The following is a 25,147-nucleotide window of genomic DNA, read 5'->3' on the forward strand; positions in this document are numbered from 1 at the left end:
ACCCATAGGGAGCGCCTTAGCTGCCCAAAATAGTTTACCTTACACAAACTATCATGCTCTTAAGCCAAATGTCGGCAAATAGTTTCACTTATTAACGTTTAATCGCATCCGACGAATTTTCCGGCAAAGTGGTTCGTCCCCCATAATTCAATAACCGTTCAATTGTTGCCAGCCGATTATCCCACACCTGAACTTGATAAGGGTGGCGTATCCCTTGCTGCTGCATCCATTGGGGGAATTGAGATCGGAACGCGGCGAGGGCGGCTTTGGCGTTTTGCCAATGTTGCTGTGAGGGTTCCATGGCGAGTTGATTGAGCGCCTGATTCAGCTTTTCTGTTTGAGCCACCCATTCAGTAAAGGCGTCTTGATGAATGGCGATTTGCTCATTCGTGACCAAAAAGTTCCATTCCCGTTGCAGTGCGGCAAATCGAGTCATGGCGACTGGGAACGGCTGACGGTAAGGAATGGGCTCGGTTGAGGTGGACTCAGGCTGACCCTGAGTCTGTTGGAAAATACGATGTAAATTATCGTTAAGATTCTCAACCGCAAACACAGCATACCCCCCGGCGGGTAAATCCCGCAGCAGTTGGATTTGGTCAACTGCGACAACATCGGGTAAATTCAGCAAACGAATTCCTGGAATCAGTAACGCTTCGTTAAGTGTTGATTCCGTGAGTAACGGTTGGGCGAGACTGTGCAACCCTTCGGTATCCAAAGCATAGGTCATCGGTACAACTAGATCAATATACCCCTGAAGAGCCCATTCTTCCCAGTTTTGCTGCAATCGTTGCTGACGCTCCCCTAGGGGGAGGGCAAATACAGCAGCCGATAGAATCAAATCAGGACGTTGCTCGCGCAGACGCGCCGATACCGATGCGACAAAGCTGTCCACTTGGCGGATACGAAAGTCTGTCCATTGTTGCCATAATTGGCGCGAGCTAGGATACACTTCAATCGGATCAACCCCTGTCCATTCCTTAAATTGCTGACGCGCCGCCACCCCATACCCATAAGTCTGATTCACTCTCGGATCTTGAAACGGATAACGAATATAATCCAGTTGAATCCCATCTACGTCATAGCGGTTGGCAATTTCTTCCAGCAGCGCCATTAAATAATCCCGTACCTCCGGGTTTGCGGGATCAAAAAATGCCTTTCTGGTATTGGGATCAAACAAGCGTCCCCGCTTATCAAAAATTGCCCAATCGGGATGAGCTGATAAAACCGGACCCGGATAATCAGGTGGCTGATTCAATAGAGCATTGTGACGCTGATTCGCGGCCGCAAAAATCCACACCCAAGCGTGTAACTCCATCCCCCGTTCATGAGCCAAGTCCACGGCGGCTTCTAAAGGGTCCCAGCCGCGAACCAGAGGGTTTTGTTCAGGAGCAACCTGACTGGGGTAAATCGGATAACTGGCATTAACAGTTTCAAAGAAAACGGTATTAAATCCCGCCTTTGCCAATTGGTCGAAGAGTTTAACTAAATCCTGTTTAGTCTTTGCTTTGACAATTGTTCCTCGATCTAACCAAATTGCCCGAATTTCCGGTTGGGCAAGTTGACGATCCATCGGATAATTATCCCAAAGTAGCCGTCGGGCATTAATCCATTGTTGTCGCGCCGCCGTATAGTCCTGTTGCTCAACCGCACCCAGAAAATTTTGTAACCCAATTCTCGCTTGCGCTAATGCTGAAACCGTGGTTCGATTTGGATGGGAATTCCGTTGAGTCTCATGTTCGGCTTCCTTGACACTCACCCCCTCTAATGACTCGATACTCTCTTGAGTGAGCAAACCCACCTCACTATTGTGAGCATTAGCCGTTAATAATGTACTTTCCACCCGACCCATTAAGTGTTCCAACTCCCGACTCATCGCCGTCACTTCATTGGGAGTAAGGATACCCCGATTATTGCCCGGAGTTTGGGCGGGAAGCACTAAGCGATCGCCTTCGCTGGGAACAGGAGTCGGATTGCTGGCGGAGAGGTTATCTTGGCGTTTTGGATCTCGACTGATTACGGGTACAGGAGTCGCCGCCAAGGATTGACTTTTAACACAATTCGGTGGGGATGAATTCGGCATCTTTCCAGGCGTCGGCGTAATATTATAACGACTCAGCGCCGCTTGCAGCCAAACCACATCCGTCTGTGCGGCGGCTTCCCCATCCACTCCCCAGCGCCAGCCGAAAAAAATCGATTGATCCGTCGTTACCACGGCGGGGGGATTTTCTGGCTGATTCCATACAGCCGCCGTTTGAGCCTCCAAACTGGCGGGAATCACCACACCCCCTTGCAACTCTTCCACCAATCCCGCATTGGGTATCCACCTTGGCGAAGACACTGATAATCGTTCCAATTTAGACGGTGTACTCAGACCAAATCCCCAATAGGCACCCAAGAGCGATCGCAAGCGATTGCGAACCTCAGGTTGAGATACAATGCCCGCAGGACCACTGACAATGATCCGCCCCCCTTGACGCATCCACTCTTGCACAGTTGCTAGGTGTTCGGGTTCCAGGCGTTCAATATTGGGTAAAAATAGGAGTTGAGTATTTTCCAGATTAGAAAGTTGATCAACCTGGCTCAAATCAATAACACAGTAATTCACACCCGTTGACTGCAAGCGACTGGTAATATCTGACCAATCGGCTTGATTATCAGGACTTTTTACCACCCCCAAGTTTACCGTTTGAGCTAACGCTCCGGGTAATCCTAGCAGGGTATTGATTGTTGCCGCGATCGCAGTGCCAACAACCCATTTTTTCATCGTAGACCTCGTGAGACTCCGACCGTCGTAACTCCATTCGCTCCTTAACCATCTTAAAGGGTAGGACTAGATGAGCCATCCAAAGAGTAGCATGGCGCAACTGGACACCGACACCTGAGTAACATTTGCCAGGGTCTATCCCTATCGCTATGGGCTGAGTGTTATCAGCCAATTACTGACCACTGATAACTGACCACTGACCACTGACCACTGATAACTGACCACTGACCACTGACCACTGACCACTGACCACTGATAACTGACCACTGACCACCATCTCCCTTCCCGCATCTGAACCAAGATGTCCTAACCAGGGTAGCGACTCAACAAAAAGTCTAAACCAATTCATTAACTGGGAAGCGATCCAATAACTGAATACCTCGAATAGCATTCCGTTTTAAGACATCCGATAGGAATGGCACATGGGGAATTTGAGATAAAAAATCGACAGTACGGCGCAACAATCTGACAATATCCCCTTCATCTAAACTGGTATCCTCACAAAGCTGTGTCCATTCCACACCCAAAGCCCATTGCTCAACTAACCCAATTAAATCCCGTTCTAACCAAATCGGCAGAGCCACCTGATAGCGACGTTGTACTCGAAACAACTGATGGCGAGTTTGTCTTAAACTATCTAATGCCGCCAGTACAGGTTCTGAGGGGGGATAATTTGTCCAGCTATCCGGACGCGGGGTTTCCGTCACCAAAGAGCAGGCGCAGGCGGCTAAGTGGTGAGGATCTAACTGATCAAATGCACCGGACATCAAGGCTAACCCCAACCACAGTTCGTTATCCCCACGAATCGCCGCCGCCGCTTGTCCTAGTTGTGTGGGTGTTACTTCCTCCAGACCACCAAACGCCCTTAACACTTCAATCAGGTTAAGAAATTCTTGCCAGTGCTGGGCTTGGTTTTCTCGGTATAAAGCTTGACGCTCATTAATTTCTTCTTGTAGGGCTAGGCGGCGTTTATGGCGCTTGATTAATTGAGACGGATTACCCCATTGTCGCACTGGATGATCTTCGAGTTGGGCTTTTACCGCATCTACCCGCTGCTGCTGCGCCTCCACTTCGGGTGCGACTATGAGTTCTATATCGGTGGGAATTTGAGCCGCGATCGCCTCAGTTTCTGGTGTACCCCGCCTAAGTTGACCGGGCTTGAGTGTGAGTTCAGCGGGTGGGTTGAGAACACTCAAATCAATCATATCTAACCACCCATATACCCCAACCAAATCGGCTGTTGTTGCCACATACCAGCGATTATCTGCACTTAAGCAGACCAAATAGGGTGACTGTCCCCGCCCTTTTTCCTTCGCCACCAATAGAGCCGGAATCGGTTCAGAAACCGGAATGTACTTGCCCTTGAGTGAAAGTAGAGTACCCAAGGGCGCTTCGGGTATAATTTGGGCAATTTCTGCTGCTTGTACCGCCTCAGCTTGTCGTTGTAGAGTTTTGAGTAATCGCCGTTCTTCTTTAAGCCGTTCCTTGAGCTTTTCGTACCGCCCCAGGGCGCTTAGATCAACGGGCGCCAGTTGAATATCTAATTTTGCCAGTTCTGTGGTTAACTCGGTAATCGCTTGTTGCTGAGGTTGGAGGTACAGTGTCGCCAAGTATTGAGCGAAACTGCGTTCGATCAACTCCTTCGCCTCAGCAAGGCTGTGAGTTTGGAGTAAATTCAGCACCATGCCATAGGTCGGAGTAAACTGGCTGACTAATGGGTCAGCCTTACTCGTAGCTAGGTACGCCGCTTCCTTTGCCCCTTCAAAAGGTGTTTGCAATGTGACCACATAACCCGTTGCATCCATCCCCCGCCGTCCGGCTCGACCTGCCATTTGTAGAAATTCCGATGGCGTCAGCAGTCGGTGTCCAAGATCTGTTCGTTTCGAGAGGGTAGAAATCACGGTGGTGCGAGCGGGCATATTAATTCCCGCGGCTAGGGTTTCAGTGGCAAACACCACCTTAACCAGCCCTAATTGGAATAACTCCTCCACAAACCCCTTCCAAGCTGGTAAAATCCCCGCATGATGGGCAGCAATCCCACGATACAGGGGTTCCACTTGTCCGGCGCGACCCGCCTCCGGATTCCGGCGCAAAAATTCGTCAATGCGCTTTTTCAATTCAGCCGCTTCTTTGGCATTAACCAGTGACAAGTCTCCCAACTCCTCTACCGAGCGATCGCAACCGCGACGAGAGAAGATAAAATAAATCGCCGGTAACATATCCCGTTGTTGGAGTTGCGCCAGAACAAAGGCATTACTGGGGCTCTCTGGGCGTCCCCCCCGTCCTCTCCCTTTATTTCGTTTAGGTTTAAGGCGAGGATTTAATTTCGTTTGGCTAGAGTCCAGCAGGGGGAAAATGCCCTTTGGGTTGGCAAAGCTCAATTGTAAGGGAACCGGTCGAAAGTCGGAATAAATCCGCTCTGTTGCGCCATGAACCAAGTTCAACCAGTCCGTCAGCTGATCGGAATTCGCCACCGTAGCCGATAGGGCAACAAGCTGAATTGTTGGGGGACAATAAATAATCGACTCCTCCCAAACCGTACCCCGTTGTCGGTCATTCATGTAGTGGCACTCATCCAAGACCACCGCTTCAACACCTTCGACAGACGTGCCAATTTCTCCAATCGGTGTGCCGTAAAGCATATTGCGGAAAATTTCCGTTGTCATCACCAAAATTGGCGCGTCCCGATTGATAGAAACATCGCCCGTCACCAGACCCACATTTTGGTCACCAAACGTGGCGCGAAAATCTCGTAGCTTTTGGTTGGAGAGTGCTTTCAAGGGAGTGGTATAAAAAACTCGCCCTCCTCTTGACAAAGCGCGGTAAATCGTGTACTCACCAATCAACGTTTTTCCGGAACCTGTGGGGGAACAGACAACAACCGAACGATTCGCATTCAGCGCTGCGATCGCTTGGAGCTGAAATTGATCCAGAGGAAACGGAAACAGGTTTTTCGGGTCAAGCTCTATCTTCGGGGTAGAAACGTTCACACCAGATCTTGCCAATAGGTGACGAAAGCAGGACGTGAACTACCCAGCACAGACCTGATCCTTTGTGATCCTTCGCAGGCTCAGGACAGGAGGTACAGTGTGGGCTTCTGACTTCATAGGGGAGTGCCACAACTTAGATTTACTCCAAGTAATGGTCTTACTTCCCCTCCGTCAGCAGAGACGGCTGTCCCATCCGCCTATAATACTTTGATATTGAGGGTGCAATGGGTGCATTCCCATGCAGATGACTTGCTACGCCAACTTGGTTTTCGTTGACACAACCGATGCAAATAATCCTTGCCTCGACATCTAGTATCGTTATTGTACCATTTTTGTGTGAATCTTTTTTGGGACACCCAAGTCCAAGTCTCCCAGCACTAAATCAAAGATTATAGTGCTGGACTTATAGCCTCCCCCAAAACCCCACCATTGGGTTAAGTTCATTACGGCTTCCGCCCTAAATTGCCAGGATTTGTTCCCCTGCGCCTAGAGTACCTCTGCCAATTTTAGGGTTTGTCCTGATTTGCACAGGGTTGATTGGAAAAAAGGCTGTAGCAACTCGGACATGGAGATCTACGAGCGATGTGCAACAACATGAGCGAGTTTTCACAAGCATCCTATCTTAGGGGAGAACGTGAAAGCTTAGTCATTTTGTCCAATCAATCACCCAAGCGTCTCGCGTTTGATACGTTTGATACTGAGGGCAACGATGACAATCGCGGCAGTGGTCGGTGACATCTCCTACACCAACTGATTACAGTATGGTGTAGACTCTAGAGCGACTCCAGCTATTGCCTCGGACATTGACTGAGCTTTATTAACGACACGGGATGCCCCACCGCGCCGGACAATACAAAAAGTTTTGTCACCCAATGTAGCTGCTGGAATTTTACCCGTCCACAGATGCGACTACGAATAGTCTGTTTCTGAACGGAACCGCATATCCCAGGTTGTCTTGGTTCAGAGTACAGGCAAGCGATTAGCTTTTAATTTATTTAACCTGTACTACAATAGTAGCAAATTGCAAGTACTTTGACAACTAGAAAGCAACTAAATGAAGATACCATCACAAGGCAAGCCGCTGAATTCTGGCGAGCATCAAGCTAGGTAAAACCCGAGTTTGATCAAGTTATTCGGAGCAGATCGATCAATTGAGCGCCATGTATAAATAGTAACCCAGCTTCTGAGGCTGGGTTTTCGCTTATGCCCCCGCTCCCCTGCTTCCCTACATCCTGCTGCCAGGACTCTTAATAAAATTTAACAATTGTTAGACAGTTGCGGTTATCTTCCATACGTGTATAACTGAGCTTATCGGCAATTCTTTGCATAATAGCCAGTCCTCGCCCTCCTTCAGCCTGATCATCAGGCAAGGACGACGGATTTTGGAGCCGCCGTTCAAAGTCAAAAGGCGCTCCACAGTCCCAGATCCGTATTTCTAGACGTTGGGGTGATTTCGCTAGAACCACCTCAACATCAATGGAAACACTGGACGGCAGGTCTTTGTGGGCATATTTCACCGCGTTAGTGTATCCTTCCGCAAGCGCTAGTTTGCACTGTAACCAGAGTTTTGTTTCGATTGAGGAGGGGTGAAGCTCCCCAAACCAGGATAAAACCTGGTCTAACGCATTTAGGTCGGAAGGAAATTGATTGCTAAATGTTTGAAGCTCTATCAACTGCTCAAAGCCTTTCACATCAACGACATCAAAACCAGAATTAAAATGAACAGATACTCCCTGTGAAAAAATCCAGTCTACCCTAGATTTAACCCTTGCTCTACCATTTATTCACTGCCCTTGAGATCTTTATCACTTTCTCATGAAAGTGCCCAGCTTCATCGAGTCTTCCTTCTTGTTGTAAGCGCGTGCATCTGCAATCTCCTTGAGTGACTTGTATTATCTCGATGCCATGACCCAAATTCTAATTATTGATGACGACCCAGCCATTCAAATATTGCTGAAACGGACGCTTCATAACCAAGGTTATGAAGTCACAATCGCTAGCAACGGCGAAGAGGGTTTAGAACAAGCGCAGCAGTTACGTCCGGCGTTGGTCATTTGTGATTGGATTATGCCACGGATGAACGGACTAGAAGTCTGTCGTCAAATTAAGGCAACACCAGCACTATCAACCACCATGTTTATTTTGCTGACATCTCTCGGTTCTGTTGGGGATCGAGTAAAGGGACTAGATGCTGGGGCGGATGACTTTATCTGTAAGCCCATCGAAATTGCTGAATTGCAGGCGCGAGTGCGTTCCGGCTTGAGATTACATGAACTGAGCCGCGATTTGCAGCACCAAAAACACTTGCTGGAAATGGAACTAGCCGAAGCGGCGGAGTACGTCCGTTCCATTCTGCCAGATCAGATGACCGAACCGCCTGTAACTATTGACTCTCGATTCATTCCATCTCGGCAATTGGGAGGTGATGGCTTTGATTACTACTGGTTAGATTCCGAACACCTGGCAATTTATTTGCTAGATACGGCAGGACATGGCTTGAGAGCGGCTTTGCCAACACTTTCGGTGTTGAATCTTTTGAGGTCACGCACCCTGCCGAATATTAACTACTACCAACCCAGCGACGTTCTGCGGGGGTTAAACCAGACCTTTCAGATGACAGCACGCAATGATAAATACTTTACCATCTGGTATGGAGTCTATAATCGCACCAAGCGTAAACTTGTCTATGCCAGTGCAGGACATCCACCGGCAGTCTTATTCTCGGGTAAGCCATTGTCTAGTGGGGATGTCCAGCTGTTGAAGACAACAGGACTGCCTGTAGGTATGCTACTTGAGGCTGAGTATGTGGATGATAGCTGCGACGTCAGCGAATCCAGTTCCCTTTACATTTTCAGCGATGGGATTTACGAGATTCACCAACCGGATGGTAATATCTGGGGACTTGACTCCTTCGTCAAACTTCTGGGTGAGTGTAGGGTAGACAGTTTGTGTAACCTCAACTCAATCTTACAGGGTGTTGAGGCATTAAATCCCAAAGACTTTTTCGATGACGATTTGTCTTTGCTAGAAGTTAACTTTGAATAGAAAAGTTATCACACTAACCGCCAAGGATTCAAATCCCTGGCGGGTTGTTGTTTCAAATCAGCTAACAATCCCCGGTCTGAAGACACGGGGATTCTTGCTGAGCTTTGCCAAGCTGCGCTACCACAGGGAGTCATGCACTAGAGGAGACAGCCTCCTCAAACGCTTCTCGTGAGGGAAAGATTTCAAAAACCCGATCCATGCTTGTCAGTTCAAATAACATTTTGATTTGTTCGTTGACTGAGCAAACAAAGAGCTTTCCCCCAGCGGCACGAACGGTCTTAAGGGCAAGAACCAGTGCCCCTAAGCCCGAACTATCCATAAAGGTAACGTCTTGAAAATCAATCAATACGATATCAGTATTCGATTGCACAAGGTCGCTAATCTCTTGACGAAATTGACCGGCTTTTGTGCCATCTAAGATACCAGAGGGTTGAACAACTTTAACCACAGGACTCATATACTACTTATGACTGCCGTTACAGAAATATCCAGACCTTGCCAGTATAGCCGCGACAATTCAAATCAGCCAAATTTTTGCGCTGAGAAGAGATGTCGTTTTTGAGCAGTTTTTATCCTCTGGAGAGATTATAGATATATCTCTCTTGAGTAACTTCATTCTGTTTTCCACGGGATCAGCTATCTGTATGGGTCAGGGATGGACTGCATCTCCACTTGGGCGGAGATACGTTAGTCCTTACCGAATCCAGCCGTATCTATCCGGATTTTTTCGGTAGACACATTTACCATAACTTATCATATCTACAGATACTACCATCTTTTCTGGCAATTCATCCGGTCACTCAAAGTGAAGGTATTCTTGCCAGATTAGATAAGATCTGGAGACTGTTATGGTTTGAATGGATGACGTTTGACGTCCAAGGTAGCGGCAACCTTGATCTGAAGGGTTAACAACTGTAACCTAATATCTGCCCAAACTTACCCATGTCTGTGACCATATTTAGAACGGCTGACCGATGGTTTATCAGCTTTCATTTGGAATATGAACCAGTCAACCGCCCCAAACCCCATCCCGTAGTGGGAGTAGACCTGGGAATAAAAGCACTAGCTCTTATGTAACGGCAATATCCTTGGTAAGCTTCATTAAGGATATTACTAAGTTGGGCAATGACAGACCGAGTTTTGATTCTAGGTGGACAAGGACGTATCGGCAGCAGTGTTAGGCAAGATCTCGTTGCCCATACCAAAGCAGAAATTACGATTACAGGGCGTCACAGGACATCGGAGACAGCATTTTCGCCACAGGTGCAGTTTCTCACCCTAGATTTAGCAGATCAAGATGGGTTGAGGAGTGCGATCGCGTCTCATGATCTGGTCATTCATTGTGCTGGTCCTTTTCTCTATCGAGACGCCTCGGTTCTCAAAACCTGCATTGAGATGGGCGTCAATTATCTGGATGTGAGTGATAATCGCACCTTTATGCAAAAAGCCTTCGCCTATCACGAGCAAGGGGCGGCGGCGGGTGTTACCGCCATTATTAATACCGGGGTTTTTCCCGGAATCTCCAATAGCATGGTGCGTCAGGCAATCGAACAACTGGATCTGCCAGAAAAAATTCACCTGAGTTATGGCGTAGCCGGTTCCGGTGGGGCTGGAGTAACCGTGCTGCGAACCACCTTTCTGGGGTTATCAGAACCCTTTGAGGCGTGGATTGATAACCAGTGGCAGAAGGTCAAACCCTATAGCGATCGCGAAACGATTGACTTCCCTGAGCCTTATGGCAAGGTTGGTGTCTACTGGTTTGAAGTACCAGAAACTGCTACCCTTGTCAAGTCTTTCCCCGTGAAAACGGTGATCACCAAGTTTGGCTCGATTCCCGATATTTACAACCACCTCACCTGGATCACCGCCCATCTGTTTCCCTCCGCTTGGTTAAGGAAACCCCAGAATATCGAGTATTTATCCCAACTCAGCTACCGCATGACCCAAATTAGCGATCGCTTCAGTGGTATCGGAGTTGCCATTTGCGCCCAAGTCACAGGTTACAAGGGGAACCAACCTGTCACAGTTGTCTCAACCTTAGTGCATGAAAATACGGCAGTGGCGGCTGGTGCGGGTACAGGTAGCATTGCTCAGTTGATTTTGGCAGGTCAACTCAGTAAACCCGGTGTTTGGCCGGTTGAACAAGCACTTTCAACGGAATTATTTGAACAAGCGATGCAACATCGAAACATCCAAATTCATTTGCAAACGAACCCCCTGACCTAAAGAGTTAGCTTTCTTAGCTCAATTTGATATATTTTGAGTAATTTATTGAAACTAATTAGGCAAATTCTATTATTTTTCAGTTACTAATATTTCGTTTTATTTTTTTTGATTGATAGATCACAAAAAAATGGACGTTTTCCGGAAATTCCAGCTAAGCTTATGTATGGTATACAAGTATTACAGATGTAGAAAATAAGGATAAATTCTTCGGAGTTTCTTTAAGATTTTGTCGGTTATACCCTGAAGTCTTAATAAACTTATCGAATTACTTCTGTATAACTAAACACCTAGATAAATGTAGAACACATCTCATTAATCTATTCTGAAAATAAGGAGAAAATGTGTTAGAAGTAAAACGCGATAAACTGGGACAACTTAGTAGCATTGAATCCTTCCGGGCTATTGTGGAAGGCATGACAGACGCATTAGGGGACAAAGCTACAGCCGTAGCACTGACCTCTGCGGGTCGGAAGCACGGTAAGGAAGTTGCTGAAAAGTTAGGCTTAAAAGGTTCAACACAAGACTTAGAAGGTGCCACCAAACAAATTCAAGAACTTTTAGGAGAAAAAGGTTCTCGTCTTTGTATCATTGATCGTATTGTTCGAGACGGTGATTCGATCAAAGTCTACACAACAGAAACCCTTTGTGCTATCGGTGGAACTGAGGAAACTCCTCCCAAGTGTACCTTTACACTCGGTCTAGTTTGGGGAGTCTTAGGTGAACTACTCCAATCGAAACTGAAAGCAACTCAAACGGAATCTGTACTGCGAGGTGACAGCTACGACTTGTTTGAGTTTACTATACTCACCTAATCTCTAAAAAGAGCGGCTTTTCATTTTCCTTAAGGATAGCCTGAAAGGGAGAAAAGCCGCCCTTAGTTAGTAGAGACGTAGTAGGCTACGTCTCTACATTAGTTAGTATATAGTCGGTAGGAAGGTAGAGAAGTAAGAGGGTAGGAGAAAAACAGAAATTTCTCTAGTCAATCTCTGTCCTTCCCCTATTACCCGAATGCCGCAGTTGTTAAAATGTTAAAAGCATTCTGTCTCTGTTTAAAACAAATCCTCTCTTTTTATACCAATCTACGATAAAAGGATTCTTGGTTTTTATCGGAGTCAGACGTATCCCCTTAACGCCTTGGCATTTAAGTTGAGCGATGGCTTCGTTTAAAAGCTGATTTCCGAATCCTTTACCTCGACAGGTGGGTTTAACTTCGATGAGATTAATGACACCAAATCCATCGGGCGCGATGCTAAACACGATTTCCCCGACAATCTCGTTTTGGACGATTAACTCAAACATAATTCACCTTACCGCTTAATCGCGGCGTTTTATTAACCCGAGTTCGATGCAAAAGGCTGATAACGTAATGAGGTGGGATACAGGTTACAGGGTTTTCCGAAAAATGAACACCTGTAGCGACGCTGAACTCAGGGATATTGGCTAAATTCAAGTGCGCTGCACTAGCTAGTTTTTCTACAGATCCTGGGCTGTATTTCTGAAGACTATCAAAATTCTTACGATTGTCTCAGTTTTTGCCCTGATGGTTGATTCACTCTGATCAGCAGATTTTAATGATTCTCAGCACTATTCTTTTTCGAGTGAATTCTCCTTAGCGAATCTGAAACATGGCGTTAAGTTTTCGAGGCTAAATTCCATGATTCAGAGAAAAATAGAGAGATGTGTTCCCTTGCTAACACATATTTATATCATACCTTATTTATTATCTTCTATAGCTAGAGTCTCTGTCAAGACTTGCCAAATGTATTGCATGTAATACAATTGAACAGAGAGAGAATTTCAGTAGAGCGAAACGTTTTAGATAAGAAGTGTCCAGGGACGGACTCAAGAGCGCTGCTGTTAAGTTAATGAAAGCCATGTTCCAGACCTGTGATTGTGCTATGGCTAGCAGGGGGTGCAGACTCAAGTTGCCAGTTCATCATTCTTAGTGCAAGCATCTTGACCACTTTTTCTTAGGGACTTGTAGGTTAATAATGTATCCACTAAGTTTCACTGGATTGGTGATACAGCTTTCTTCACGGGGACTCTATCTATTTTTACGCAAATATGAGCATCTAAATTTTTATATTTATTTTATATTTTGAAGTAAAACTCTTTTGAAAAGGAATTTCAAAAAAAAATAGGGGTCTATACTAATTGTAAATAACAGAACTATCAATGTCTAGATTGGCATAAAAAAAGATATAAGTTTCCGGATTGCATCAATTAAATCGGTATATTATTCATAGAAACAGCAGGGCAATATGTCTAGAACCAGCTAAGTATCTATGATTAAGAATTTAGTGTCATTAAAGAAATTCTTAAATTAATAGCAATTTAACTGACTAGGTTTACCTTGCTAAACACATTCTTGGTTGATGAAGTGTTCCAACTCTATGTTGTCAAAAATAAGGAGTCAACGTGTTAGAACTCAAACGAGATAAATTAGGACAATTCAGCAGTATTGAATCCTTCCGGGCTTTGGTTGAAGGGATGAGCGATGCCTTAGGTGAAAAAGCGACAGCCGTTGCTCTGACTGCTGCGGGTCGTAAGCATGGGCAAGAACTCGCAGGAAAGTTGGGGTTCAAAGGTAGCACACAAAACTTGGAAGATGCGACTAAGCAAATCGCCGAAGTTTTGGGTGAAGAGGGAGCTCGTTTGTGCATCATTGACAAGATCACCCAAGAGGGCGACACTGTCAAGGTTTACACCACAGAAACCCTCTGCGCGATCGGCGGAACTGAGGGAGAACCTCCTAAATGTACTTTTACCCTCGGTTTAGTTTGGGGCGTTTTAACCGAACTGCTTCAGCAAAAAATAAAGGGATCACAAACACAATCAGTCCTTCGAGGTGATTCTTACGACCTGTTCGAGTTTATTACTGTTGAGTAATTCAACAAAAAGCAGCTAATCAGGATTGCCCTGCTATCACACTCGGCAAATCTTCTCTTAGCCGCCTTATGCTCATCGTGAGCTGACTGGGTAGCCTTACAGTTTGGGCTAAAACCCATAAGTAGGTAAATATAACATCCAACCAGTCAGCCATGCTTGTTTCAGTTACATCACTTAACTTCATTGTCCTGTATTAACCTTAAGGAGAAAAACAAAAATGGGAATCAATACTCAGAAACTGAGTCACCTGGTTCAGAATTTTGTCTCAACGACAACTGATGTCATCGGTGCTGCGATTGTTACGCCGGATGGTTTACCCCTGGCGTCTAGCTTGCCCGGATCAGTGGCTGAAGAGCGTATCTCAGCAATGTCCGCCACCATGCTGTCTCTGGGTGAACGGATTTCCAAAGAACTCTTGGGAGGTCAAACCAGTCGTATTTTAGTCGAAGGTGATGATGGCTACAGCATTATGACCGACTGCGGTCCAGAAGCTGTGTTCATCGTTCTGGCTGGGAAAGATGCCAAACAAGGCGCCCTTAACTTAGATATTAGTCGGGCGATTACCCAGATTAAAGTCAGCTTGGGTTAATTCAGCTAGTCTCCTATCCGCACCCCGACTCCTTGAGTCGGGGTGCACCTCCAATAAAATATGATGAAAAATAATAAAAATATACATAAGCGAAACCCTATATCTGAACAAAAGTATAGAGATAACAACAGTACTGATTTGAGCCAATACTCCGGACTTATCTGCTGATGCCTGAAAAAAGTAACTGTGTAGAAACTAATCGGAGTTGTGCGAATAAGACAGATATCCTTGATTCGGAGAAAAGTTAAACAACTGAGTTTCCTTGTTATAACTCAAAGGAAAAGGTGTACTTACTATTCTCTAGTCTGAGATTTTTAAAGCCTTAGGGCAATAGTCTTAATTCAAATGGCACTGAATTAAGCATTTGTAGTCAGTGATACCAGCGTTTATGGCATGAAGCGTGCAACTACAAATCTAGCTTAAGGAGCGCGACATTTGTCTGAAGTATATCATCCATATAAGTCTGCCTAGGCGGACTTGGTTTGTCTTGTTTCGTGTTAGCGTTAGCGCAGCTCGGTGTTAGCTTAATGGGACGCGATCGCGTTTATCTTATTTGCCATTCAGTTCTAATAGTTGAATACCTTTGAGTTCAGCTATTGTCCTTAAAATTTATTATCAAAATTGACTTAAATGCCATGGTTTTAGTTTAATTGGATTTGAGTATTTTGTGCTGTTTGTTTGAAGGTTAATTCGTTTCTTTACATAAATAATACATAAATATATGGACAACATTAAAAAAATCTGTTATCAATAAAGAAGATTAAAAATCAAGCCTCACAGGGAACAAAGATGACTTTAGATGCTCATGCATTTATGGAGACAATAGTAAGGCGTATTAGCTTTACCGATGAACAGAAAGCAATTCTCAAAGCCAACGCAGATTGGGGTAAAGACATCGCTCCAGAAATGGCAGATCATTTCTATGCTTATTTGGGACGAGATCCGGAAATGAACGAGCTTTTGAATGCTACAGAAGGACGGATACATCGCTTGCGTGAAACCTTTACGCAATGGTTTTACGAAATGTTTACAGGTATGGATGATTGGGGGAATACTTATGCAGATCGCCGTTGGCGAATTGGTCTAGTGCATGTGCAGATTGGCATTGGACCGCAACATGTAGTGCCAGCTATGGCAATTGTAGTTAATGCTGTGGGTCAAAAGCTAAAAGAGGCAGACAAAGATGAAGAATTACGAGATGCTCTCAGTCGAATTTGCATGATCGATCTGGCGTTTATTGAGCAAGCCTACATTGAAGTCACATCAGCCGCCGTTCTCAAAGAAACAGGCTGGACAGAAGGACTATTCAAACGCCTCATTGCTACGGGTGCAGGTTCAATGTAATTCAAACTTCACGATTTAACTCCATTCATAATCTCTCAATTCAGCAGAAGTAAAACAATCAATGGCGATCGATTCTGAAAAATTAGGACATATTCTTAAGACTTTTGTCTCAGCAACGGGTGATGTTGAAGGTGCTGCTATTGTCACCCCAGATGGTTTACCTTTAGCCACGAGTTTGCCCGGTGGTATGGATGATGAACGGGTATCGGCAATGTCTGCGGCGATGTTATCTTTAGGTGAACGGATTGGAAAAGAACTGATTCGCGGTATGATTGACCGCATTTATGTCGAAGGTGACCAAGGCTTGAGTATTTTGACAAGTTGTGGGGAAGATGCTGTCTTTCTAGTTCTAGCCACTAAGCAAGCTAAACAAGGACTCTTGATGTTAGAAATTAAACGGACTCTTGGCGATTTGAAGGCTATCTTGCTGTAACTTAGTCAATTAAGTGTCAGGAATATTTTAAAGGTGCTAGAAAGTATAATTACTAGCCCTAAATATCCTGACATAGAGAACTAGAGTTTGAACAGCATTTTCTGTTTTTACTTCCACATCCGTCTGACTAAAAGTAGTTTAAATCGAATCAAGAAAAGCAACTCTGCTTTGCTGTCAATAAATATCATGGAAAATATACGTGTAGTTATAACAGGAACTGTCGGGGCGGGAAAATCTACTTTTGTGCGAACAGCTAGTGAAATTGATGTTATCGAAATAGAACGAAAGGTAAGCGATTCTGATACAGAAGCCTCATTTAAAGATACAACTACCGTCGCTTTCGATTTTGGCAGACTTGTGTTAGAGGCTAATAAAACTTTGTACATGTACGGGACTCCCGGTCAAACCCGTTTTGATTTTATGTGGGATATTTTAATTAAAGGAGCCGATGCTTATATTTTACTGGTAACCGCTAATCAGCCCAATAGTTTTTCCTATGCTCAAGATATCTTCTCGTTTATGAATGATCGCGTTCAAGTGCCGATGCTTATTGGTTTGACTCATACAGACTGTGCCGGAACTTTACTTGTAGAAGAAATTGTCGAACGTTTAGGTATTGTAAATGCTCAGCATCGTCCGCCTATTCTGAACGTAAATCCTCAACTGAAACCCTCAGTCTTAAAAGCCTTAAAGGTCTTAATTCGACAAATATATTAGAGGAAGTTGTTTTTTTTACAGGTCTTAAATATTTTTAAACAAACTGCGAAAATAAAATTGTTGTATTACCACTTGTATTGCAAAAAATATAAAAGTTATTTAAGAAATATCAGGATTAATCTTTTAACTTGAGAATGAGTAAATAGATTAGTTTTTGAAAGGGGGCAAGTTTGTACAATAAAGGAGACGGATATGGCAATCGAAAAGAATGAACTACGCCAAGAACTTGGAGACTTTAGCAGCATTGTTTGCCTCAAAGCAATTATTACTGGTGTTGAAGAAGCTTTGGGTGATAAAGCTACAGCAATTGCACTAATTTCTGCTGGTCGCCAACGAGGTAAACAGTTGGCGGAAAATCTTGATTTAGTGGATAAGGGAAAAGAAATCTCTTTAGCTGATGTGACGAAAAAACTCCAAGACGCTTTAGGTAAAGATGGAACTCGCTTGTGTGGGATAAAAAAAATTTTTCAGGAGGACGAAGTCTATAAAGTCTATACTCACGAAACTGTTTGTTCCGCAGGTGAACCCCAAGGCTCATCACGACAATGCACGTTTACGATGGGGGCGATTCAAGGATTTCTGGAAGCGTTTTTGGGTGAACGTTTACGGGGAACTCAAACTGAATCCGTATTACGGGGAGGAATGTATGATATTTTGGAGTACAAAGTCTTAGGTGCTATTCAAAAATAACCTTGCTCTAGTTAGTGCATTTTCTCAATCCAACCTAGCCTCAACAGAGTAGTCATGATTTTTGTAAAGACGTTCCGGTGGAACGTCTCTACATGACATTTTTACAAAGGAGATTGACTCCTATTCCCCGTTGAGGAAATTTCAGCAAAACGGCAACTATGGCGATTAATCCTTATAAGTTAGGGGGTATTCTGAAGACCTTTGTCAGTAATACCCCTGATGTGGAAGGTGCAGCAATGATTACTCCCGATGGTTTACCCCTAGCTGCAAGTTTGCCAGTTGGTATGAATGATGAACGGGTATCGGCGATATCAGCCGCTATGTTGTCTTTAGCTGAGCGAATAGGTAAGGAACTGATTGGGGGAGAGATTGATCGCATTTGTGTAGAGAGTAACCAAGGCTTGAGCATTTTAACCCGTTGTGGACAAGAGGCGGTTTTTCTAGTTTTAGCAAGTCAGGCGGCTAAGCCGGGACTGTTGAGATTAGAAATTCAACGAACCATCGCGAAAATAAATTTATTTTTGTCGTATTTTTTTATGATAACTTCGGTGATTAATTTGCCGATAAAATGTTTTATTTAATTAGATAATATTGTTTTCTTGAAAAATAATACAGATCATAAATTTCATCTATGCTTCATGAAAAAATCATAGAAAACCACAGACATATTCGCGATTAATTGCTATAACATAAATAGGGATAATTACCTGAGATAAGCCAAGGATTTGGCTATTAAAGCATGGATTTTCCTGAATAGCTAAACCATTAATGCCAACAATTTTTATCAGTAATGAGGAAAGTACTATGGCAATTGTACAACAGAATGAACTACGTCAAGAACTCGGAGACTTTAGCAGCATTGTTTGCTTAAAAGCAATTGTTGTCGGTGTCGAAGAAGCGCTGGGCGAAAAAGCTGCCGCGATCGCGATGATTTCTGCTGGTCGCCAACGGGGTAAAAAGCTAGCAGAAGCCATGGATTTGGTAGACAAAGGTTCCTCCCTATCCCTGGAAGAGTTGACCAAACAAGCCCAGGAAGCCCTAGGCAAAGATGGAACTCGTTTGTGCGTCATTGACAAGATTAGCCAAGAGGGCGATGTCTACAAAGTTTCTGCCCACGAAACCGTTTGTTCAGCTGGTGAATCCCCAGGCTCATCCCGGCAATGTACTTTCACCATGGGGGCAATTCAAGGATTTCTCGAAGCATTTCTGGGTAAGCGCTTACGGGGAACTCAAACTGAATCCGTCTTACGAGGTGGCAACTTTGATCTGTTAGAGTACACCGTTCTTCCTCAAGTCAATCATTAACAGGTTCGGGGGGAGCATAAGAAGTATTAACTTCCAGTATCTATAAGTTCACAAACTGTTTGAAATTGGACAAGGAGTATCACAATGGCTATTAATGCTGAAAAACTAGGAATGATCATCAAAGACTTTGCTTCAGCCACCTCTGATGTTGAAGGAGCTGCGGTTGTCACCCCCGATGGTTTACCTCTGGCGACAACTTTACCCAGTGGTATGGATGACGAACGAGTTTCTGCGATGTCAGCGGCGATGCTTTCTTTAGGTGAACGGATTGGTAAAGAATTAGTTCGCGGCGTAATTGACCGTATTTATGTTGAGGGTGATAAGGGTTTGAGTATCTTAACCAGTTGTGGTGAAGATACCGTCTTTCTAGTTCTGGCGACGAAAGCGGCGAAGCAAGGACTTTTGATGCTGGAAATCAAGCGCACCGTTGGTCAATTACAAATGGTTCTGTCGTAATCACCTTGATAGGTAAGGGTTTCTTCACTTGTGCAGCAAGCCCTATGTAGGGTGGGCATTGCCCACCCTACCCATGTTGAGATGATCAATTAAACAAACTATCGCTAAAATTAATTTATTCTGACTGTATTATCAGAGAATTTCAATCAAAAAAATAATATATTTTACCATTTTTTTGCAGTATATAACCCGGTTTTATTGTTTCGTTTGCATTTATTTTTTTGAGGTAATAATTTTAGTTATTAATTCAATTTTTTAGTCAAACTAATTCTCTGCCCGCTTAATTAAGAAAGTATAGACTATTCGGTAATTTCGGTAATTATCGGCTATAACAAAAACAGGGACTATTTTTCCAGTACCCTGCCAAGATTTTGCTGTTGAAACATATTTTTGTCTGAACAGTTGAACTCTTGATTACAACAAGACTTGAACATCAAATGAGGAAATTAATATGACAGATTCAGCGAAAGATCCACGTCAAGAACTGGGAGACTTTGGCAATATTGGAGAAATGAAGGCAATCGTTAGCGGTATCGAGGATGCGCTGGGTGAAAGAGCCGCTGCGATCGCGATGCTTTCTGCAGGTCGCCAACGGGGTAAAGAGCTAGCCAAAAAACTCAATTTGGTAGACAAGGATGCCTCCGTCTCCATGGAAGAAATTACCGAAAAAGCCCAGCTAGCCTTGGGCAAAGAGGGAACTCGTTTGTGCGTCATTGACAAGATTATCCAAGAGGGCGATGTCTACAAAGTCTATACTCGCGAAACCTTTGACTCCTTCGGTGAACTTCAAGGCTCAACTCGGGTCGCTTCTTTCACCATGGGGGCGGTTCAAGGGTTTCTCGAAGCCTTTCTGAATCAGCGTTTGCAGGGAACTCAAATTGAATCACTCTTACAAGGGGGTAGCTGTGATCTGTTCGAGTACACCATTATGGGTGAAATCAACAGGAATGTTCGTGCTGAACTCTAAGAGTAACAGCGTCGGGGGAACAGGAGAAATCTCAGCTTGCAGTATCTATTACTGCAAAGACTGTTGGAAATTAAACAAGGAGTATCCAAATGGCGATTAACGCCGAAAAACTAGGAATGATCATCAAAAACTTTGCTTCAGCCACCTCTGATGTTGAAGGGGCTGCGGTTGTCACCCCCGATGGTTTACCTCTGGCGACGACTTTACCCAGTGGTATGGATGACGAACGAGTTTCTGCGATGTCAGCGGCGATGCTTTCTTTAGGTGAACGGATTGGTCGTGAATTAGTTCGCGGTACAATTGATCGGATCTATGTCGAGGGTGAAAAGGGCTTTAGTGTCTTGACCAGTTGTGGTGAAGATACTGTCTTTCTAGTTCTGGCGACGAAAGAGGCTAAACAAGGACTTTTGATGCTGGAAATCAAGCGCACTGTTGGTGAATTGCGGATGGTTCTGGCGTAATCACCTTGAGGGGTAAGGGTTTCTTCACTTGTGCAGCAAGCCCTATGTAGGGTGGGCATTGCCCACCCTACTAGCTTGGCAAGCTTAAAACAGTGGTGAAGATACCGTCTTTCTGGTTCTGGCGACGAAAGAGGCTACACAAGGACTTTTGATGCATAGTCCGAGGGGGATTGTGCAATCAGCTACCCGCCCTTTAGGTGCTGGGCAGCTTAGTTTTGAGTTTCGAGTTGCCAGAGAATTATGAGAACTATGGTACAAAACCATAAGAAATGTTAACAAAATCCATTTAGTGGGGATTGGTCATCGTGGCGAAAAAATATGGGGGAGTCGAGGGCATACCGTTGCCAGATTTATGAGGCTAAACAGCCCAAGACTTCTATCTATAGATAGACGATCTTGAGTCGAGGCTTGACCTATATTATGAGTCAGACCGTCTTAGCGATCCATAAATGGTCTCCCTTGATTGTAAATTTTTTTGAAAAAAAGCTCATTTCTCCGGAGAAATTCACTATACTGGATTTCACCTTCGTAATTTCCTAAGTAGCAGAAATTGATTAAAGGTTTGTTACATAAAGACCATTTTTTACCCCCGATAGGAGGAACATCCATGGAAATGACAACCCGTGACAACATAACAAAGGCTTATTCACTCAACGAAAAGGTCAAAGGCTTCTTAATTTGGACATTTACTCTAACCGTATGTCTCTTAGTGGCAGGGTTTCCGCTGATTGTCTTAATGGTGGCGCTCGGAGCAATCATGGCGATTTCCTTGCAATCGCTTTTGCCGATTAGTGCCGTTTTGCTTGTCGCCGTTGGTTTGATTGGTGCGAATGTTTTCGGGATTTTATTCGGAGCCGCCGTATTAACCTTTAAGGGCGTCAACCCGAAGGAAGTCCGTTGGTTGAGCTGGTTACATGGTGAACAGAATATTCTGCATAAGTCAATCTTTGCAGCTTGCCCACTTACCTGTGAAGTTACAAAGTAGCAATCAACTTGGTGTGCAAGAATTTGTAAACATAGCTTGATAACAGCGTAACTTTTCGATCAAATGGTAGTGTGGCCCGGCTTTGACCGGGTTTTTTCATGGGGAAAGTCATTTGTCATTTGTCATTTGTCATTTGTCCTACACCCCACACCCTGCCTACACCTCAAGTAGCTTACCTGCCCCTTCAGGGACGCACATTTGTGTCAATACGTCACAGTAGCATCTATCAAAGGTACAGAATGTCAATGATAACGAAAAAAATTTTCTGGCTTTAAGTTAAAAAAAAATACTTAACTGTGTTGACAATTATCCAGAAATCGGACTAGGGTTTAGATAACGTAAAACGTGTAATACGCATGTATTGCAATTTCCAACTTCTCAGGCAAGAAAATTTGTTAGCGAGTGCAAATTGGCAAACATAAACGACCCGCTTATGGATCAAAGAGTTTTTCTCTTCCAGATCCCTTAACTAGTACCGCTACGCGGAAATAAAACATCCCTAGAGATGTTCCCCTGCACGCCATGACAAACGTCACAAGTCTTTTGTCATGACTAAGTTAAGCGTATTTGAGGCTTTCTTTATGCCAGCTTGTACTATCTAATCACTAACTTTAGCTGAGTCTAGCCTCCATCAATTTTTTTAGGGTGGATACTACTAAACGACTCTCTCTGCAAAAACTACCCTAGCTTGCTTATGAAACTAGCAATTGAGTTGAGGTGAATTAATCAATCGAAAAAGTAATTCTAAATGGGAGTTTTTCAACTCATTCTTTTGTAGGGAAAGCTTTTAAAATCTAAGATCACTTTTTTTTGTATTTAACCAAAGCATTAAGCATGTTTTTTGACGCTTTTTTAAGTGTCAATCATAGTCTAATGCTTACTTTTACATTGTTAACAAACTATTAATAATCTTTTGGTTTTCTATAGAAAAGTTCCGGATTTAATATTATTTAGATAGAAAGCTTAATTGAAATAAACATTTTCAGTTTGTTTCACAAGTCAACGACCATCTATCTGCCAAATCTAAATCTCTGAAAATGTATTAGGAGTAAAATAATGCCGATTGATTCTGACAAAATGATTCGTATCCTGCACAACTTTGTCTCTAAAGTTTCCGATGTTGAGGGGGCTGCAGTGGTTACTCCAGATGGTTTACCACTCGCGTCCAGCTTACCCGGTGGCATTGATGATATTCGGGTGTCTGCCATGTCAGCGACTATGCTGTCTCTGGGCGAGAAGGTTGGAGCTGAACTGGCTAAAGGTGGCATGGATCAAATCAGTGTTGCCAGTGGCGAAGGGTTTAGCATTTTGACGAATTGTGGCAAAGATGCTGTTTTAATCGTCCTAGCCGGAAAAGAAGCGAAACAGGGTGTCTTACAGTTAGAGATTCAGCGTATAGTTGATGACTTGAAAGTAGCGATGAGGTAGTTTCAAGTCATCAACTTAGTAAGTTGGACAATCTAGAAGAAATTGTAATTTATTATCCCCCAATCTGGAGCTAAGATATAGCATGAGTTCGTCCATGAACTAAACCCGTGGGGTTTGATAAAAATTACAGTAATTTTCTAGGTAAATTCTCACAACTATTTTCAGGTTGGAGACGGTTGGAGACGCGATTAATCAGCGTCTCTCTCTTGAACTATCAAAAATTGGGAGGGTATTCGTTTTTCTTTCAATTTTACTCAACTCGTGTATCAATCCAGTTTCAAGCTTGACAGGATGGGTTTTAACCTGACTTGAACATCGGTTCAGCGATTCAGTTTAGAAAACAATCGAGGTTTTGCATCTCCAGTACAGGGACATCAATCACAAAATATCTGCAATTTGATACGTTCTTGTTGGTATTGTCAAATCAAGCAGACGTTGATCAGCCAACTAACACGATGTACTGTAGGAGAGAGAAATTAAAGCTATGAAAGGGAAAGCGTTCATCGCAGAATTTATCGGTACGTTTGCCTTAGTCTTCATTGGAGTCGGTGCGATCGCGGCGAACCATATCACCGAAGGAGCCGCCGGACTAACGGGTATTGCTCTAGCGCATGGATTAACAATCGCGGTCATGGTTACCGCCACAGCCGCCGTTAGTGGTGGACATCTCAATCCCGCTGTGACATTCGGAGCATGGTTAACCGGCAAAATTGATCCCATGAATGCAGGTGGATATGTTCTGTGTCAGTGTTTAGGCGCGATTTTTGCCGCTAGCCTGATCAAAGTAAGTATTCCCAGTCAGGTTCTCAGCGCAGTCAGTATGGGTACGCCAGCTTTGGGAGCGGGAGTCAGTCCTATTGGTGGAGTGGCGATGGAGTTTTTTCTGACGTTTTTCTTAGTTTTCGTCATCTTCGGCACAGCCATTGACCCACGCGCTCCCCAAATTGGGGGGTTATTTATTGGGTTAACCGTAGCTCTAGATATTCTTGCCGGAGGTCCGATCAGTGGGGGGGCGATGAACCCAGCACGACACTTGGGACCGGCTTTATTAGGCGGAGGACTCAGTAATATTTGGGTGTATTGGGTAGGTCCTTTATTAGGAGGTGCTGCGGCGGCTTTACTCTACGAATTAACGTTGGCAAAATCTTAAAACTTGTCAACTCTAGTGTCGGGCGACCTGAGTATTCATTAATCTCAACAGGTCGCTCCTCCACAAGTCTAAATACACGTTATTAGACAAGCCACCGAACCATTGAATGAATTGCGCTGTGTTTTTTGGAGTAAAGCCAATGAAGTTTTTACGGGTCATTGTCGCCGGTCCAGTTAGTTCGGGTAAATCGACATTTGTGCAAACTGCTAGTGATACTGGCATGATCGAAACCGAACGCTTAGCGACTGATGCTACGTCCTTTTTGAAAGCACACACGACCGTAGCCTTAGACTTTAGTCGTCTTATTCTCAGTCCTGAAATGGAACTGCATATCTACGGTACTCCTGGTCAATCTCGCTTTAATTTTATGTGGGATTTGTTAATTCAAAGAGCTGATGCTTATATTCTATTAGTGGCAGCCCACCGTCCGGAGGATTTTTCATCGGCTCAAGAGATTCTCTCTTATATGCACCAGCGGGTGCAAATTCCCATGCTCATCGGTCTAACTCATACCGATTGTCTAAACGCTAAGTCTGTCGGAGAAATTATCAGAGAATTGGGTTATCTCGATGAAGAAAAATCCCAAAATGTTGTGACCGTTAATCCGATGAATAAAACCTCAGTGATTGAAACTCTAATGATGATTAAATCTCTTATACTTAGGAAGGTTGACGTAACCTAAATTTATTTAATGGGAGATAAAGTCAA

At 44.1% G+C, this 25,147-nt stretch carries 24 protein-coding genes and 1 pseudogene; 18 read left to right on the top strand and 7 right to left on the bottom strand.

All coding sequences use genetic code 11. The annotated features are described in order from the left end of the window. Nucleotides 1–91: 91 nt before the first annotated feature. The 5 genes and pseudogenes from ACLGGO_RS10225 to ACLGGO_RS10245 form a co-directional block, all read right to left on the bottom strand. Nucleotides 92–2,764, bottom strand: a complete 2,673-nt coding sequence (locus tag ACLGGO_RS10225) for a glycoside hydrolase family 10 protein (RefSeq protein WP_446419233.1) — start codon at nt 2,762–2,764, stop codon at nt 92–94. Nucleotides 2,765–2,786: 22 nt separating this feature from the next. After that, a pseudogene (locus ACLGGO_RS10230) lies at nt 2,787–2,930 on the bottom strand (RRXRR domain-containing protein); the annotation flags it as partial. A gap of 6 nt (nt 2,931–2,936) precedes the next feature. Beyond that, nucleotides 2,937–3,113 carry a hypothetical protein gene (locus tag ACLGGO_RS10235; protein ID WP_446419234.1) on the bottom strand — a complete coding sequence of 59 codons (177 nt, stop codon included), beginning with the start codon at nt 3,111–3,113 and terminating at the stop codon, nt 2,937–2,939. Continuing rightward, nucleotides 3,100–5,754: a DEAD/DEAH box helicase gene (locus tag ACLGGO_RS10240; RefSeq protein ID WP_446419235.1), complete on the bottom strand. Its 2,655-nt coding sequence runs from the start codon at nt 5,752–5,754 to the stop codon at nt 3,100–3,102. Before ACLGGO_RS10240 ends, ACLGGO_RS10235 begins: the two co-directional genes overlap by 14 nt. Nucleotides 5,755–7,001: 1,247 nt before the next feature. Continuing rightward, nucleotides 7,002–7,445 (bottom strand): ATP-binding protein, encoded by a 444-nt coding sequence (locus tag ACLGGO_RS10245; protein WP_446338415.1) that lies wholly within the window; start codon nt 7,443–7,445, stop codon nt 7,002–7,004. A gap of 214 nt (nt 7,446–7,659) precedes the next feature. On the opposite strand from ACLGGO_RS10245, the gene ACLGGO_RS10250 reads away from it, so the two are divergent. Next, a complete protein-coding gene (locus tag ACLGGO_RS10250) occupies nt 7,660–8,799 on the top strand; it encodes a PP2C family protein-serine/threonine phosphatase (RefSeq protein WP_446338414.1) in 1,140 nt (379 codons plus the stop codon). Nucleotides 8,800–8,929: 130 nt separating this feature from the next. On the opposite strand, the gene ACLGGO_RS10255 is transcribed toward ACLGGO_RS10250, so the two are convergent. After that, nucleotides 8,930–9,256 carry an STAS domain-containing protein gene (locus tag ACLGGO_RS10255; RefSeq protein WP_446338413.1) on the bottom strand — a complete coding sequence of 109 codons (327 nt, stop codon included), beginning with the start codon at nt 9,254–9,256 and terminating at the stop codon, nt 8,930–8,932. Nucleotides 9,257–9,924: 668 nt separating this feature from the next. Between ACLGGO_RS10255 and ACLGGO_RS10260 the strand changes: the two genes are divergently transcribed. Both ACLGGO_RS10260 and ACLGGO_RS10265 read left to right on the top strand, forming a co-directional pair. Beyond that, complete coding sequence (locus ACLGGO_RS10260) at nt 9,925–11,025, top strand: saccharopine dehydrogenase family protein (RefSeq protein ID WP_446419236.1); 1,101 nt, start codon at nt 9,925–9,927, stop codon at nt 11,023–11,025. A gap of 341 nt (nt 11,026–11,366) precedes the next feature. Further along, the gene (locus tag ACLGGO_RS10265; RefSeq protein ID WP_446338411.1) at nt 11,367–11,837 is read left to right on the top strand and encodes a hydrocarbon-binding protein; all 471 of its coding nucleotides are present in this window, start codon (nt 11,367–11,369) and stop codon (nt 11,835–11,837) included. A gap of 208 nt (nt 11,838–12,045) precedes the next feature. Here the strand turns inward: ACLGGO_RS10265 and ACLGGO_RS10270 are convergent, their stop codons facing one another. Then, a complete protein-coding gene (locus ACLGGO_RS10270; RefSeq protein ID WP_446338410.1) occupies nt 12,046–12,324 on the bottom strand; it encodes a GNAT family N-acetyltransferase in 279 nt (92 codons plus the stop codon). A gap of 1,119 nt (nt 12,325–13,443) precedes the next feature. On the opposite strand from ACLGGO_RS10270, the gene ACLGGO_RS10275 reads away from it, so the two are divergent. From ACLGGO_RS10275 to ACLGGO_RS10345, 15 genes are all read left to right on the top strand, one after another. Next, a complete protein-coding gene (locus ACLGGO_RS10275; protein WP_446338409.1) occupies nt 13,444–13,914 on the top strand; it encodes a hydrocarbon-binding protein in 471 nt (156 codons plus the stop codon). Nucleotides 13,915–14,131: 217 nt separating this feature from the next. Then, nucleotides 14,132–14,503: a roadblock/LC7 domain-containing protein gene (locus ACLGGO_RS10280; protein WP_446338408.1), complete on the top strand. Its 372-nt coding sequence runs from the start codon at nt 14,132–14,134 to the stop codon at nt 14,501–14,503. Nucleotides 14,504–15,292: 789 nt separating this feature from the next. After that, complete coding sequence (locus tag ACLGGO_RS10285) at nt 15,293–15,847, top strand: protoglobin domain-containing protein (protein WP_446338441.1); 555 nt, start codon at nt 15,293–15,295, stop codon at nt 15,845–15,847. Nucleotides 15,848–15,908: 61 nt separating this feature from the next. Then, the gene (locus tag ACLGGO_RS10290; protein ID WP_446338407.1) at nt 15,909–16,280 is read left to right on the top strand and encodes a roadblock/LC7 domain-containing protein; all 372 of its coding nucleotides are present in this window, start codon (nt 15,909–15,911) and stop codon (nt 16,278–16,280) included. Between the two features lie 186 nt (nt 16,281–16,466). Then, nucleotides 16,467–16,997, top strand: coding sequence for a GTP-binding protein (locus ACLGGO_RS10295; protein WP_446419237.1), 531 nt, complete (start codon nt 16,467–16,469; stop codon nt 16,995–16,997). Nucleotides 16,998–17,189: 192 nt separating this feature from the next. Then, nucleotides 17,190–17,687 (top strand): hypothetical protein, encoded by a 498-nt coding sequence (locus tag ACLGGO_RS10300; protein WP_446419238.1) that lies wholly within the window; start codon nt 17,190–17,192, stop codon nt 17,685–17,687. A gap of 158 nt (nt 17,688–17,845) precedes the next feature. Beyond that, complete coding sequence (locus ACLGGO_RS10305) at nt 17,846–18,268, top strand: roadblock/LC7 domain-containing protein (RefSeq protein ID WP_446419239.1); 423 nt, start codon at nt 17,846–17,848, stop codon at nt 18,266–18,268. Between the two features lie 223 nt (nt 18,269–18,491). Next, complete coding sequence (locus ACLGGO_RS10310; RefSeq protein WP_446419240.1) at nt 18,492–18,992, top strand: hypothetical protein; 501 nt, start codon at nt 18,492–18,494, stop codon at nt 18,990–18,992. 84 nt (nt 18,993–19,076) lie between these two features. Next, entirely contained in the window at nt 19,077–19,448 is a 372-nt protein-coding gene (locus tag ACLGGO_RS10315) for a roadblock/LC7 domain-containing protein (RefSeq protein ID WP_446419241.1), read from the top strand. A gap of 451 nt (nt 19,449–19,899) precedes the next feature. Continuing rightward, nucleotides 19,900–20,415, top strand: a complete 516-nt coding sequence (locus ACLGGO_RS10320; RefSeq protein ID WP_446419242.1) for a hypothetical protein — start codon at nt 19,900–19,902, stop codon at nt 20,413–20,415. A gap of 89 nt (nt 20,416–20,504) precedes the next feature. Then, nucleotides 20,505–20,876, top strand: coding sequence for a roadblock/LC7 domain-containing protein (locus ACLGGO_RS10325; protein WP_446338400.1), 372 nt, complete (start codon nt 20,505–20,507; stop codon nt 20,874–20,876). Nucleotides 20,877–21,483: 607 nt separating this feature from the next. Next, nucleotides 21,484–21,861: a hypothetical protein gene (locus tag ACLGGO_RS10330; RefSeq protein ID WP_446419243.1), complete on the top strand. Its 378-nt coding sequence runs from the start codon at nt 21,484–21,486 to the stop codon at nt 21,859–21,861. A 1,056-nt stretch (nt 21,862–22,917) separates the two neighbouring features. After that, nucleotides 22,918–23,289, top strand: a complete 372-nt coding sequence (locus ACLGGO_RS10335) for a roadblock/LC7 domain-containing protein (RefSeq protein WP_446419244.1) — start codon at nt 22,918–22,920, stop codon at nt 23,287–23,289. A gap of 484 nt (nt 23,290–23,773) precedes the next feature. Then, nucleotides 23,774–24,439 (top strand): MIP family channel protein, encoded by a 666-nt coding sequence (locus tag ACLGGO_RS10340; protein WP_446419245.1) that lies wholly within the window; start codon nt 23,774–23,776, stop codon nt 24,437–24,439. 139 nt (nt 24,440–24,578) lie between these two features. Further along, complete coding sequence (locus ACLGGO_RS10345) at nt 24,579–25,121, top strand: GTP-binding protein (RefSeq protein WP_446419246.1); 543 nt, start codon at nt 24,579–24,581, stop codon at nt 25,119–25,121. Nucleotides 25,122–25,147: the final 26 nt, after the last annotated feature.

The organism is Coleofasciculus sp., assembly GCF_046565525.1.
In the GTDB taxonomy this organism is placed as follows: domain Bacteria; phylum Cyanobacteriota; class Cyanobacteriia; order Cyanobacteriales; family Coleofasciculaceae; genus Coleofasciculus.